Origin of the sequence: Vibrio sp. A1-b2 (assembly GCF_021726015.1) — a bacterium.
Classification (GTDB): Bacteria; Pseudomonadota; Gammaproteobacteria; order Enterobacterales; family Vibrionaceae; genus Vibrio; species Vibrio diazotrophicus.
The window spans coordinates 1-13,487 of the sequence record NZ_JAKKCI010000015.1; the positions used below are offsets into that span (position 1 = coordinate 1).

Here is a 13,487-nt window from a genome sequence, read left to right on the forward strand (position 1 = left end):
ACTCTTCAATTTAAGATTTTGTCGGCTCAACGAATACTGACTTCAAAACTGCTCTTACTCGAAAGTAAGACGTAATTTTAAAGCTATTACCATTCCAACAGAATGGTAATGAATTGACTGTGCCAAGTCCCCTAATGTTTCCAAAAGAAGTCTTGATTGGTCACTCAGTTCATTGAAACCTAAGTTGCTTTGCTACAAGAACAAAGACTTAACTTTGATTTTCATCAACGAGTGCCCACACAGATTGATAGGTTTAAATTGTTAAAGAGCTTTCTTCCTACACGTTAGTGACTTAGGTCACTTCGGAAGAGGCGGTCATTTTAGCGATATAAACTTTCGTGTCAAACACTTTTTTAAGTTTATTTTCGTAGGCTTTCAGCCTTACAAAACAACCTTGCTGAACACCTTTTGTTTCTTTCGAAGCTTGTCCGTGTCAGCGAGGGGGCATTATAGAGATCAGCTTCACATTGGCAAGTGCTTTTTTAGCTTTTTTTCTATTTTTTGTTTGTTTGACTGTTTTTTGCGCGCAACGGGCTATAAATGCAACTAATTGGCTTTTAATATGCCATTGTCAGCCAGAAAAAGGAGGCCACATGAGCCCTGTTCGTAGTTACAAAGGTATCGTACCTAACATCGGTTCCCGAGTTTATATCGATTCAACGTCTATAATAGTGGGCGATATTCAATTAGGAGACGACGCCAGTATCTGGCCCTTAGTCTCTGCTCGCGGCGATGTTAACCACATACATATTGGTGAACGTTCTAACATCCAAGATGGTAGCGTATTGCATGTCACTCACAAAAATGCCGATAACCCGAACGGCTACCCACTCATTATAGGTAATGATGTGACTGTCGGTCATAAAGTTATGCTACACGGATGCACAATTGGCGATCGCGTACTCGTTGGTATGGGAGCTATTGTTCTGGATGGCGTTGTAATAGAGAGTGATGTAATGATTGGGGCAGGCAGCTTGGTTCCTCCGGGGAAAGTCCTTGAGAGTGGCTACTTATATGTCGGAAGCCCTGTTAAGCAAGCTCGTCCTCTTTCTGATAAAGAACGAGCTTTCCTACTAAAATCTGCCGATAACTACGTGCAGACGAAAAATGACTATTTGAACGATGTTAAAGATGTTGTGCTTTGATTAGCTAACAACTTCTATTTGCCCAAGCTGATTGAAGGCTTCGTCTTCAATCAGTTCCTCAGCCAGTTCTTCTAAGTCAAATCGAACCCTCTCAAATGCGGCTAACGCTTCTTGCTCACTACTAATAGTGGCACCCGAGATCTTCGCAAGCTCATCGAGCGTAACAATACATTCAATTAAAGCACCAGATTGCTGAGCAGGAAACGTTACGACTTGTAGTTCACTGTTCCACTCTTGCATGTCAGGGAAAAGAATCGATTGGTTCATTATCCTTCCAAATTTTTTCTTAATTCACGATGGATTTGTTTTGTGCCGGGACGCAAACCGCGCCATAACATAAAGCTCTCGGCTGCTTGCCCAACTAACATTCCCAAGCCGTCATAGACATGACCACAGCCATTATCCAGTGCCCACTGGTTAAAGATGGTTAGGCCTTTGCCATACATCATATCGTAGGCCACACTCTGGGCACTGAATATAGAAGGAGAGATTTCCGGTAACTTTCCATCTAAGCTTGCAGAGGTTGAATTGATAATAAGATCAAAGCTGCCCTCGATTTGGCTCATCTCTGCGGCATTCACTTTTCCTAAACCGCTAAAGGCGTTCGCTAATGACTCCGCTTTTGCAAACGTTCGATTGGTAATGGTGATACTTTCAGGCTCTTTATCAATCAATGGTTTCAGTGCACCTTTAGCTGCACCACCAGCACCGATCAGTAGAATTTTAGATCCTTTCAGCGGCACCTGATATTGCATAAGATCTTGTACCAGACCTTCACCGTCGGTGTTATCCCCTAAGATCTCACCGTCATCCAGTTTCTTCAACGTATTCACCGCACCAGCAAGTTGTGCTCGCTCAGTTAAACGATCTGCAAACTTGTAGGCGTCTTCTTTAAAAGGAACCGTAACATTACAACCACGGCCACCATTGGCAAAGAAAGCTTTTGCAGTAGCTACAAACCCATCAACTGGGGCTAACTCAGCGGTGTATTCCATGCTTTGATTGGTTTGACGCGCAAACAATGTGTGAATGAACGGTGATTTGCTGTGTCCGATAGGATTACCAAATACCGCATAGTGATCTTTTACAAAAGCCATATCCCTGCCTCTACCAATAAAAAGGTCGCTAAGTCTGTTATTTAACAATACTTAACGACCCTATCACTCAGTGCAATTTCTGTCACCACTCGCGCGGCACTAAAAACTCATTCAGTTTAGCTTCGCTGCTGCCAGCTTCCGGCTGGTAGTTATATTCCCAGCGAGCGAGTGGCGGCATAGACATCAGTATTGATTCTGTGCGACCGCCAGTTTGCAGACCAAAAAGCGTTCCTCGGTCAAACACTAAGTTAAATTCCACGTAGCGACCACGACGATACAACTGGAATTGACGTTCTCTCTCGCCATACTCGGTTGCTTTACGACGTTCAACAATCGGCACATAAGCTTGGCAGTAACCTTCACCGACCGCTTTGATATAGTCAAAGCACTTATCGAACTCCCAATGATTCAGATCATCGAAGAAAAGGCCACCGACACCGCGAGTTTCTTCTCGGTGGGGAAGATAGAAATAGCGGTCACACCATTCTTTATGTTGCTGATAAACATCATCACCAAACGGTTCACATAACGCTTTCGCGGTTGAATGCCACTGCTGGCAATCTTCAGCAAAAGGATAGAAAGGTGTTAAGTCGAAACCACCACCAAACCACCAAATTGGCTCTTCACCTTCTTTCTCTGCAATAAAGAAGCGCACGTTGGCGTGAGATGTTGGAACATAAGGGTTTTTAGGGTGCATAACTAAAGAGACACCCATGGCTTCAAACTTACGTCCCGCCAATTCAGGGCGATGCGCCGTTGCTGAGGCTGGCATTTGCTTTCCAGTAACATGTGAGAAGTTCACGCCACCTTGTTCAAACACCAAACCATCACGCATCACACGAGAGCGGCCACCGCCGCCCAACTTTTCGCCCGGCTCTCGATGCCACGCATCTTCAATAAACTTGGCACCACCATCAACATGCTCTAATTGCTGACAGATTTGCTCTTGTAGCGACAGCAAAAACTGCTTTACGGCTTCTTTATTAATTGTCGACATCTTTTGTTCCTTACGCATTCCCATCGCAGAGTGAATTAGCCCTGTCTTAATACTTGTAGGGTTTTCGCATCGCGAATTTCACTTGGTTTGTTACGCCCGCCAGTTACGCCACGTAGAATCGCAACCAGTTTGTCGCCAAGCTGCTCTTCAACCTCTTCCGTTGTCATACAAGAAGGTTGGCCAGTTAAGTTTGCACTGGTTGAGGTTAGCGGTTTACCGTAAGCGTTACACAGTTGTTGAACCAAAGGATGATCGGTCACACGCACTGCGATGGTATCAAACTGACCACTGACCCATTTGGATACTTTACTGCTCGCAGGTACAACCCAAGTGACAGGACCGGGCCAAGTTGATTTGATTTGTTGTAATTGTTCTGCGGTTAACTGGCTTTCATCTATATAAGGAAGCAGTTGTTCGTATGAGGCTGCAATTAAAATCAAACCTTTCTCTACAGGTCTTTGCTTTAGTTGCAATAACTTCTCAATGGCTTCTGGGCTGTCCGGATCGCAACCCACACCAAAAACACCTTCTGTCGGGTAAGCTATGACCTCACCAGACTGCAATGCATGTAAAGCTTGTTCAAAATTATTCACGAAAACTACCTAATTGAGCTGACTTATTTCTATTTGCGCCCAGTGTACAAATTATCGGTGACTTCGCCTATACCTTAAAGAGCGGAAGTTCAAACCACCCTTCCATCAACATCGAAGGGTAATTTGTCCGCAAACATTTGTTGATTACAACAACGCAATCGTTTGCTTGATGTAAAAATCCTCGTATAATGCGCGGCGTTCGCTCACCAAAATAAATATGCTTGAAGGAGTTTGAGATGAAAGTCGGTATTATCATGGGTTCCAAATCAGATTGGCCAACCATGAAACTTGCAGCAGAGATGCTAGAGCAATTCGGTGTTCCTTATGAAACGAAAGTAGTTTCAGCTCATCGCACTCCACAACTCCTAGCAGACTACGCAAGCAGCGCGAAAGAACGTGGCCTGAAAGTGATTATCGCTGGTGCTGGCGGTGCTGCCCACCTACCGGGAATGGCAGCAGCATTCACTAGCTTGCCGGTTCTTGGTGTACCTGTTCAGTCTCGTGCTCTTTCTGGCTTAGATTCTCTATACTCTATTGTTCAAATGCCAAAAGGCATTGCGGTAGGTACGCTTGCGATTGGTGAAGCTGGCGCGGCTAATGCTGGGCTTCTAGCAGCTCAAATCATCGGTACTTTTGATGAAGAAGTGATGGCAAAAGTGGAAGCTTTCCGCACGGCTCAAACAGAATCTGTACTGGCAAATCCAAATCCAGCCGAGGAATAATTGATGCACGTATTGGTATTAGGTTCAGGTCAGCTTGCACGTATGATGTCATTGGCTGGCGCACCACTTAATATTGAAATTTCTGCGTTTGACGTTAACAGCAAGAATGTCGTTCATCCTTTAACTCAAGCTGTGATTGGTCATGGTTTAGAGCAAGCGATTGAAAAAGCAGATGTCATTACCGCTGAATTCGAGCATATTCCTCATGATGTGCTTGAAGTGTGTGAACGTAGCGGAAAGTTCCTGCCAAGCACTGACTCCATTAAAGCTGGCGGTGACCGCCGACTTGAAAAAGCATTGTTAGATAATGCTGGCGTACGTAATGCAAAGTACACCGTTATTAATAACCGTGAAGATTTCGATACTGCGATCGCGCATGTAGGCGTTCCTATGGTACTAAAAAGTGCTTTAGGGGGTTATGACGGCAAAGGTCAATGGCGTCTGAAGAACAAGGAAGATGCAGATAAAATTTGGCCAGAAATGGCAGAGTGTATTGCTTCTTCTAATAACCAAGCGATTGTTGCAGAAGAATTCGTTCCTTTTGACCGTGAAGTTTCTCTGGTTGGTGCTCGTGGCAAAAATGGCGAAGTTGCCGTTTACCCATTAGCTGAAAACGTGCACGTGAATGGTGTCCTTAGCCTTTCAACTGCTATTGATGCTCCTGAGCTACAAGAACAAGCAAAAGAGATGTTTACCGCTGTGGCAAACAGCTTAGATTACGTTGGCGTTTTAGCATTAGAGTTTTTTGATGTTCAAGGAAAACTGCTGGTTAACGAAATTGCACCTCGCGTACACAACTCTGGTCACTGGACACAACAAGGTGCGGAAACCTGTCAGTTTGAAAATCATCTGCGCGCGGTTTGTGGCATGCCATTAGGCAGTACCAAACTGGTTCGCGAGACATCGATGATCAATATTCTTGGCGAAAACTCGTTACCAGAAAGCCTACTAGCAATGGAAGGTTGCCATATCCACTGGTATGGAAAAGAAAAGCGTCCGGGAAGAAAAATGGGCCACATCAACGTAACGGCTGACTACCACGGTGAACTGGTTCGTAAACTGTGTGAACTGGCGGATGTTTTAGATGCAGAAGCATTTCCAGCGGTTCAGGAAGTTGCGAAACAATTTAAATCTTAAGATTTAATTCCAGATAAAAAAACGGCGCTTAAAGCGCCGTTTTTTTATGGTTCTATTCCTGAATATGCCCACACTTGCGATCCGCACATTGATACTTAGTGCCGCTAGCGAGCTTCTTCTCAACCAGTAATGAGAAACCACATTTCTCACACTTACCTGCTACTGGAGGTAAGTTAACGGCAAATTTGCACTTAGGGTAAGTATCACAAGCATAAAACGTCTTACCGAAACGCGTTTTACGCTCAGCAAGATGGCCTTTACCGCACTCAGGACAAGCATGTAGTTTGCTTGGCTTGGTTTCATCTGCAGAGTTATCTTGAGATTCAATATGGTGACATTTGGGGTAAGCACTACAGCCGATAAACATGCCATAGCGCCCCTGGCGCAATACCAACTCACTCCCACATTCAGGACAAGGCACACCAAGTTCTTTCACTATGTGTCCGTCATTCTGGTGCAGTGGTTTTATGTAGTCGCAATTAGGGTACTGAGTACAGCCGAGAAACGGGCCGTGTTTGCCATGGCGAAGCTGTAACGCTCCGCCACACTTCGGACAAGGTTCGTTCAGCGCATGTTCATGAGCTGAAAATAGCTCGCTATCAATTTTACCGCTCATAATACGTTTATTAGCTTAATGAAGAATACCTTGCTCTTTGCTGTACAAGAGCTCTTCCATAAGCGTATAAGCGTTCTCATTCCCGGGAACATTGAACAGCACCATTAGAATGATCCACTTCAGGTCATCCAACTCTAATTCATTGGTCTCTAGCCCCATCACTCGGTCGATCACCATTTCGCGAGTTTCAGGTGTTAATACCTTAATTTGCTCTAAAAATAGGATGAAACCACGAGATTCTAGGTCTAGACGCTCCATCTCTTGCGCTGTAAAAATACGCATAGATGTTGCCGCACTGGTTGAAATCGCTGACTGTGCATCCGTTTGTTGCAATGCCGCTAGCTCTTCTAACCAGTTTAGGGCTTTGTAGATATCTTTTTGGTGAAACCCTGCTCGAAGCAATTCATCTTCAAGCTCGTCTTGATCCACTTGCAACTCTGCATCGCTATGGATATAAGTTTCAAACAGATACATCAGAATATCCATCATCATAGCTAGCCCCTCCCCTTACGAATATAGCCACCGGAAACTGCAACAACATGCCCTGAAAGCTCAAGCTCTAAGAGCTGCATCATGACTTCTTGGACAGGTATATGGGTCCTGCTTGCAAGAATATCAACTGGTATAGCTTCTTCTCCTACGTTAGCTAACAGCTCGGGAAATGGCAATTCATCTTCGCTATTTAAGGGTAAAAAAAGTGTATGCTGACATTGCTGAGGCTGTAAGCGATTGAAATCCAGCATAGATTCAAGTTCATTCACAATGTGTTGTACATTTTGAACTAAGCATCCACCCTGCTGAATTAAGCGATTACTGCCAACACTATTGGGGTTAAGAATAGATCCCGGCACCACAAATACCTCTCGGTTTTGTTCCGTTGCATAGCGAGCAGTAATCAAAGAGCCGCTTTTTTCGGCCGCCTCAACAACCAGAACCCCCATAGATAAACCACTGATGATCCGGTTGCGCCGAGGAAAATGGGTTGGGCGAGGTTTCGCATTAGGACGAAACTCTGAAACTAAAGCTCCGTTTTCAATAATACGAGCAGCGAGATTTTTATGTCTCGAAGGATAGATAGACGCTAGCCCAGAACCTAAAACAGCGATCGTTTTGCCACCAGCTTTCAAAGCGCCATCATGCGCGTAGCCATCAACTCCCAAGGCTAAACCACTGGTGATCACCAACTCTTGTTCCACTAACTGCCCTGCAAACTGATGGGCAATCTTCTGACTATCAATACTGGCGTTACGACTACCAACAATAGCGATTTGTGGTTGATTCAATGTTTCCAGTTGTCCTTCAACAAACAGAACATCTGGTTTTGAGGAGATTTGTTGCAGTAGAGCAGGATACGAATCACACAATGGCGTGATGATATGCCTTCCGGCTTGTGCCTTTAACCACTCGAGAGATTCTTCCACCTCTCGCTGAGCATCATGCATCAAATAGTGAATCTGATCAGAAGCCAACCCTACCGACTGCCACTGGCTGGCTGAATAGCTAAAAAGGTTGGAGAGGGAATCTCGGCTTAATAACTGTTTAACAGACTTTTTGCTCAGTTTTGGCGTAAAGCTTAGCGCCAACCATGCTGATAAATCCCTTTCATTCATGACTGGCTCTATTTAATCGTCAGTATCAGAAGATAGAGGCAGAGCGGCATTAGCCGCGAGCGGAGACAAGGCCATAGCATCTTGATTGAATGCCGTTTGACTGCGGGTGATTAACGCTAAGCTGAATTTGTCATAAGGACGGATGACCATCAACTCGCCGACTTTCTTACTTGGCAGTGGCATCCCTTTATCAAACCATTTCTTTTCATAGCTAAACTGACCTTTCAAACCAAAAACATGGCTACCGGTGTTATAAACTTCGAACATACAGCCTTGTTTTAAGCCATCTTCACCACCTTGGTTCAAAACAACAACCTGCCCTTGAGCATAATATTGACTGCCTTCTAGCGCTCCCAATATACGGGCATTGGCACTTTCCGGAGCAGGATGGGGAAAAAATGTGGTGGTCAGTTTCAAACTTTCGATATTGACTAGGGGTAAAACGATATCGTTTTGCACGACTTCTTGAGATTGCTCTTTAATACGCAATGTTGAAATCGTTTCGTCGGATCGGACAAGTTCGCCCGTCGCGATTAGGCGCAGTGCCACTAATACTTCCTTCTCTCGCTCAAATTCACTGGCTGGACGATAAACACCCCACTGAGCCTGAGTATGATGCCCTGTAAAATAGAGCACATCTTGTTGGGTGATGTACTGATGTCCTTCACTATCCCCTATTACTTTACTGCTGGTCGCCAAAACCTCTTTGTTTATCAATCGGTCAGACTGCAAATAAGGCATCACTAAACCTTGTTCCACAATCGGCACCGGTTGCTTTTTCACTTTACGAACTTTAGGGCTTAGGGTGACTTTAGGTTTGAACTTCAGCTGAGGCTTACCGTTATTCCAGACTAAATAGAGCTGATCACCGGGATAAATTAAATGTGGGTTTTCAATATCAGAGTTGATGTCCCACAGCTGCGGCCACAACCAAGGGTTGTTTAAGTACATGGCCGATATATCCCACAAGGTATCTCCTTTCACGACCGTGTAAGTCGTCGGCGCACCTTGCTTAAGCGTCAATTGGGTAGGTTGTTGGGCGAAAGCCTTTAAAGAAAAGCCATTTAGCGCAATGAACACTAGGAGAAAATAACCTTTCAATCGAGTCATGACCTTATATCCTGCGTTAAATGAATGAGAATGATTTTGATAAATCACGCAGGATGCTGTCATTTGACTCATAAAATGTCTAGAATTGAGCCAACAAGCTTTATCCTGTTTCGGCCTAGTTCAATATTTCGAGTGTATATGTCTGTATTACAAGTATTAACATTCCCAGATGACCGTCTTCGCACCGTTGCCAAGCCGGTTGAAAAAGTCACACCAGAGATCCAAACCATCGTAGATAACATGATTGAAACCATGTACGACGAAGAGGGTATTGGTTTAGCTGCGACGCAAGTCGACATTCACCAACGCATCGTGGTGATTGATATTTCTGACAGCCGTGATCAGCCAATGGTATTGATTAACCCAGAAATTATTGAGAAGCGCGGCGAAGATGGTATTGAAGAGGGCTGTCTATCTGTCCCTGGTGCTCGTGCTCTTGTGCCACGTGCTGCTGAAGTCACCGTTAAAGCTCTTAACCGTGATGGTGAAGAATATACTTTTGAAGCAGATGACCTTCTGGCGATTTGTGTACAACACGAATTAGACCACTTAGAAGGCAAACTATTTGTTGATTATCTTTCACCGCTAAAACGTAAGCGCATCAAAGAGAAGCTAGAGAAAATCAAACGCTTCAACGATAAGAATCAATAAAAATAGAGAGGTTACCTTGAGCCAATCATTACGTATTGTCTTTGCAGGTACTCCGGATTTCGCCGCCCGTCACTTGGCGGCGTTGTTGTCTTCGGAGCACGAAGTTATTGCAGTTTATACTCAGCCGGACCGTCCTGCGGGCCGAGGTAAAAAACTGACTGCCAGCCCAGTAAAAACTCTAGCGCTTGAGCATGATATTCCCGTTTATCAACCTGAGAACTTTAAATCAAATGAAGCCAAACAAGAGTTGGCTGATCTAAATGCTGATTTAATGGTCGTGGTTGCTTACGGCCTACTATTACCGCAAGCGGTTTTAGATACACCAAAACTGGGTTGTATTAATGTGCATGGTTCAATCCTGCCACGCTGGCGTGGTGCCGCACCGATTCAGCGCTCTATCTGGGCGGGTGATGCGGAAACAGGTGTAACCATCATGCAAATGGACATCGGTTTAGATACAGGCGATATGCTGAAAATTGCTACGCTGCCAATCGAAGCAACGGATACCAGCGCGTCCATGTACGAGAAACTTGCAGATCTAGGCCCACAAGCTTTGGTTGAATGTTTAGTCGATATTGCGAACGGCAATGCGAAAGCTGAAAAACAAGACGATGAGCTTGCCAATTACGCCAAGAAACTGAGCAAAGAAGAAGCTCGTATCAACTGGAGTGATGATGCAGCACACATCGAACGATGCGTTCGTGCATTTAACCCATGGCCAATGAGTCACTTTGAGGTTGCAGAAAATAGCATCAAAGTTTGGCAAAGCCGTGTTGTGGATCAAAGCTCAGACCAACCTACTGGTACCATAATACAAACCGACAAAACTGGTATTTATGTGGCAACAGGCAAGGGTGTATTGGTGCTAGAACAGCTTCAAGTTCCGGGTAAAAAAGCAATGCCTGTACAAGACATCCTCAATGCACGCGCTAGTTGGTTTGAAGTTGGCACACAACTGAGCTAAGCAGTTTTAACCACCTTATCGATGGGTGGAGATATAACCCAGACTTGATATTACACAGGATGGGCAAAGTACATTAATCACAGGGGCAGAGATGTCCCTATTGAATTTTAAGGGTTTCACCATGAATGTTCGCGCAGCAGCTGCTAACGTCCTTTTCCAAGTGGTCGACAAAGGTCATTCACTTTCTCACGCTCTTCCAGCAGCTCAAAAAACCATTCGCCCGAGAGATCATGCTCTGTTGCAAGAGATTTGCTACGGCGCTCTACGTTATCTTCCTCGTTTAGAGTCTATTGCCAATGAGCTGATGGATAATCCTCTCAAGGGTAAAAAGCGCGTTTTTCACCACCTGATTCTGGTAGGGCTTTACCAATTAGGTTTCATGCGCATTCCTTCTCACGCAGCAGTAGCTGATACAGTGGAAGGCACAAAAACTCTGCGTGGTGAAAACCTGAGTGGGCTCATTAACGCTGTATTACGTAATTATCTGCGCAATCAAGAAGAGCTGGACCAATTCGCCGTTAGTCACAACGCGGGTAAATATGGTCACCCAAATTGGATTCTTAAAATGCTGCAAGAGAGCTACCCAGAGCAATGGGAAGCGATCGTAGAAGCGAACAACAGCAAAGCACCAATGTGGTTGCGTGTGAACCGCCAGCATCATACTCGAGATAAATACCAAATCCTTCTGGATGAGGCAGAGATTGAATACACTCTTCACCCAGAAGCGGCAGATGCGGTCAAACTGACCACACCGTGTGATGTCACCTTGCTTCCGGGCTTTGAAAAAGGCTGGGTATCGGTGCAAGATGCAGCAGCTCAGTTGGCGATTGATTACCTTCAACCAAAAAAAGGTGAACTCATTCTTGATTGCTGTGCGGCGCCGGGTGGTAAAACTGCACATATTCTGGAACATACCGAAGATACAGAAGTGGTTGCGCTTGATAGCGATGCCACACGACTGAATCGAGTGCACGACAACCTAGAACGTTTAAACCTGAAGGCCGATGTTATTTGTGGTGATGCACGTTATCCGCAACAGTGGTGGCAAGGCGGACAATTTGATCGTATTTTGCTCGATGCGCCATGTTCTGCGACAGGTGTCATTCGTCGTCATCCGGACATCAAATGGTTACGCCGCGCGAATGATATTGATGCATTAGCCGAGCTACAGCGTGAAATATTGCAGGTAATGTGGCAACAATTGAAGCCTGGTGGTACGTTAGTTTACGCAACATGCTCAATTACCCCTCAGGAAAACGTCCTGCAGGTTAAAGACTTTTTAGCGCGTACAGCTGACGCGCAACTGATTGGTTCAGATCCAGAGCAACCAGGTCGTCAAATTCTTCCTGGTGAGCAAGATATGGATGGCTTCTACTACGCTGTCATGGTTAAAAACGCGTAAGTTATTGAATCAAAGGCAGCCTCAGGCTGCCTTTGATATTAGTAGAGAATAAGAGAACAGGTATGAAAATCATCATTCTTGGTGCAGGGCAAGTTGGCGGAACACTCGCCGAAAACTTAGTGGGCGAAAACAACGATATTACTGTTGTTGATAAAAACGGTGACCGCCTCAGAGAACTGCAAGATAAATATGATTTACGCGTTGTGAATGGCCATGCCAGCCACCCTGACGTACTGAGAGAAGCGGGCGCACAAGATGCAGACATGCTGGTTGCGGTAACCAATACCGATGAAACCAATATGGCAGCCTGCCAAGTCGCTTTTACTCTGTTTAACACCCCGAACCGAATTGCCCGTATTCGTTCACCTCAATATCTTGCTGAAAAAGAAGCGCTATTCCAGTCAGGCGCAGTACCCGTTGATCACCTAATCGCACCTGAAGAACTGGTGACAAGCTATATCGAACGCTTAGTTCAATATCCAGGCGCTCTACAAGTGGTTAGCTTTGCAGACGAGAAAGTCAGCCTCGTAGCGGTAAAAGCCTATTACGGTGGTCCACTGGTGGGTAATGCGTTATCAGCACTACGCGAACACATGCCTCACATCGATACCCGCGTTGCAGCTATCTTCCGTCAAGGTCGACCAATCCGCCCTCAAGGTACAACCATCATTGAAGCGGATGACGAAGTGTTCTTCGTCGCAGCAAGTAACCATATTCGCTCTGTCATGAGTGAATTGCAGCGTTTAGAAAAGCCTTATCGCCGAATTATGATTGTTGGTGGCGGTAACATAGGTTCAAGCCTAGCAAAACGTCTTGAACACACTTACAGCGTTAAGCTGATTGAACGTAACTACAGCCGCGCGGAACAACTTTCCGAAGAGCTGGAGAACAGTATCGTTTTCTGTGGCGACGCCGCAGACCAAGAACTGCTAACTGAAGAGAACATCGACCAAGTTGATGTGTTCATTGCCTTAACCAACGAAGATGAAACCAACATCATGTCAGCGATGCTGGCAAAACGCCTTGGTGCGAAAAAAGTAATGGTACTGATCCAGCGTGGCGCATACGTCGATCTGGTTCAGGGTGGTGTAATTGATGTGGCGATTTCGCCGCAACAAGCGACCATTTCAGCGCTGCTTACTCACGTTCGTCGTGCAGATATTGTTAACGTATCTTCCCTTCGTCGAGGTGCAGCTGAAGCGATTGAAGCCATCGCTCATGGTGATGAAACGACCTCAAAAGTTGTTGGCCGTGCAGTAGGTGATATTAAGCTTCCGCCGGGTACTACCATTGGTGCTATTGTACGTGGCGAAGAAGTTTTAATTGCCCATGACCGTACGGTTATTGAGCAGGATGATCACGTCGTAATGTTCCTTGTGAACAAGAAATACGTGCCGGACGTCGAAGCTTTGTTCCAGCCAAGTCCTTTCTTCTTATAGGATG

General features: G+C 45.3%; 15 protein-coding genes. 7 read left to right on the forward strand and 8 right to left on the reverse strand.

Annotated elements, in window-relative coordinates; genetic code table 11:
* Positions 1-593: 593 nt before the first annotated feature.
* On the forward strand, positions 594-1,145 hold the full coding sequence (locus L3V23_RS19940; protein ID WP_042489394.1) for a gamma carbonic anhydrase family protein: 552 nt from the start codon (positions 594-596) through the stop codon (positions 1,143-1,145).
* Here the strand turns inward: L3V23_RS19940 and L3V23_RS19945 are convergent, their stop codons facing one another.
* The 4 genes from L3V23_RS19945 to L3V23_RS19960 form a co-directional block, all read right to left on the reverse strand.
* Positions 1,146-1,412, reverse strand: coding sequence for a DUF1488 domain-containing protein (locus L3V23_RS19945; RefSeq protein WP_102955515.1), 267 nt, complete (start codon positions 1,410-1,412; stop codon positions 1,146-1,148).
* Positions 1,412-2,242: a shikimate dehydrogenase gene (gene aroE / locus L3V23_RS19950; RefSeq protein ID WP_237292805.1), complete on the reverse strand. Its 831-nt coding sequence runs from the start codon at positions 2,240-2,242 to the stop codon at positions 1,412-1,414. Before aroE ends, L3V23_RS19945 begins: the two co-directional genes overlap by 1 nt.
* A gap of 82 nt (positions 2,243-2,324) precedes the next feature.
* Positions 2,325-3,239 carry an oxygen-dependent coproporphyrinogen oxidase gene (gene hemF, locus L3V23_RS19955; protein WP_237292806.1) on the reverse strand — a complete coding sequence of 305 codons (915 nt, stop codon included), beginning with the start codon at positions 3,237-3,239 and terminating at the stop codon, positions 2,325-2,327.
* A gap of 35 nt (positions 3,240-3,274) precedes the next feature.
* Positions 3,275-3,832: an L-threonylcarbamoyladenylate synthase gene (locus L3V23_RS19960; RefSeq protein WP_237292808.1), complete on the reverse strand. Its 558-nt coding sequence runs from the start codon at positions 3,830-3,832 to the stop codon at positions 3,275-3,277.
* Between the two features lie 236 nt (positions 3,833-4,068).
* On the opposite strand from L3V23_RS19960, the gene purE reads away from it, so the two are divergent.
* Positions 4,069-4,554, forward strand: a complete 486-nt coding sequence (purE, locus tag L3V23_RS19965) for a 5-(carboxyamino)imidazole ribonucleotide mutase (RefSeq protein ID WP_102942830.1) — start codon at positions 4,069-4,071, stop codon at positions 4,552-4,554.
* Positions 4,555-4,557: 3 nt separating this feature from the next.
* Complete coding sequence (locus tag L3V23_RS19970; RefSeq protein WP_237292810.1) at positions 4,558-5,691, forward strand: 5-(carboxyamino)imidazole ribonucleotide synthase; 1,134 nt, start codon at positions 4,558-4,560, stop codon at positions 5,689-5,691.
* Between the two features lie 52 nt (positions 5,692-5,743).
* On the opposite strand, the gene L3V23_RS19975 is transcribed toward L3V23_RS19970, so the two are convergent.
* Genes L3V23_RS19975 through L3V23_RS19990 form a run of 4 tightly spaced genes read right to left on the reverse strand, consistent with a single transcriptional unit; the run spans position 5,744 to position 9,027 of the window.
* Positions 5,744-6,307 carry a topoisomerase DNA-binding C4 zinc finger domain-containing protein gene (locus L3V23_RS19975; protein ID WP_171138785.1) on the reverse strand — a complete coding sequence of 188 codons (564 nt, stop codon included), beginning with the start codon at positions 6,305-6,307 and terminating at the stop codon, positions 5,744-5,746.
* A gap of 15 nt (positions 6,308-6,322) precedes the next feature.
* Positions 6,323-6,799: a DUF494 family protein gene (locus L3V23_RS19980; RefSeq protein WP_042489417.1), complete on the reverse strand. Its 477-nt coding sequence runs from the start codon at positions 6,797-6,799 to the stop codon at positions 6,323-6,325.
* Between the two features lie 2 nt (positions 6,800-6,801).
* Positions 6,802-7,917 carry a DNA-processing protein DprA gene (dprA, locus tag L3V23_RS19985; protein ID WP_237292812.1) on the reverse strand — a complete coding sequence of 372 codons (1,116 nt, stop codon included), beginning with the start codon at positions 7,915-7,917 and terminating at the stop codon, positions 6,802-6,804.
* Between the two features lie 12 nt (positions 7,918-7,929).
* The gene (locus L3V23_RS19990) at positions 7,930-9,027 is read right to left on the reverse strand and encodes a LysM peptidoglycan-binding domain-containing protein (protein WP_237292814.1); all 1,098 of its coding nucleotides are present in this window, start codon (positions 9,025-9,027) and stop codon (positions 7,930-7,932) included.
* A 138-nt stretch (positions 9,028-9,165) separates the two neighbouring features.
* Here L3V23_RS19990 and def point away from each other — a divergent pair, with 138 nt between their 5' ends.
* From def to trkA, 4 genes are all read left to right on the forward strand, one after another.
* Positions 9,166-9,678 carry a peptide deformylase gene (def, locus tag L3V23_RS19995; RefSeq protein ID WP_042489422.1) on the forward strand — a complete coding sequence of 171 codons (513 nt, stop codon included), beginning with the start codon at positions 9,166-9,168 and terminating at the stop codon, positions 9,676-9,678.
* A gap of 16 nt (positions 9,679-9,694) precedes the next feature.
* Positions 9,695-10,642, forward strand: a complete 948-nt coding sequence (fmt, locus tag L3V23_RS20000; RefSeq protein WP_237292816.1) for a methionyl-tRNA formyltransferase — start codon at positions 9,695-9,697, stop codon at positions 10,640-10,642.
* Positions 10,643-10,763: 121 nt separating this feature from the next.
* Positions 10,764-12,044: a 16S rRNA (cytosine(967)-C(5))-methyltransferase RsmB gene (gene rsmB, locus L3V23_RS20005; protein ID WP_237292818.1), complete on the forward strand. Its 1,281-nt coding sequence runs from the start codon at positions 10,764-10,766 to the stop codon at positions 12,042-12,044.
* Between the two features lie 62 nt (positions 12,045-12,106).
* Positions 12,107-13,483, forward strand: coding sequence for a Trk system potassium transporter TrkA (trkA, locus tag L3V23_RS20010; RefSeq protein ID WP_042489427.1), 1,377 nt, complete (start codon positions 12,107-12,109; stop codon positions 13,481-13,483).
* Positions 13,484-13,487: the final 4 nt, after the last annotated feature.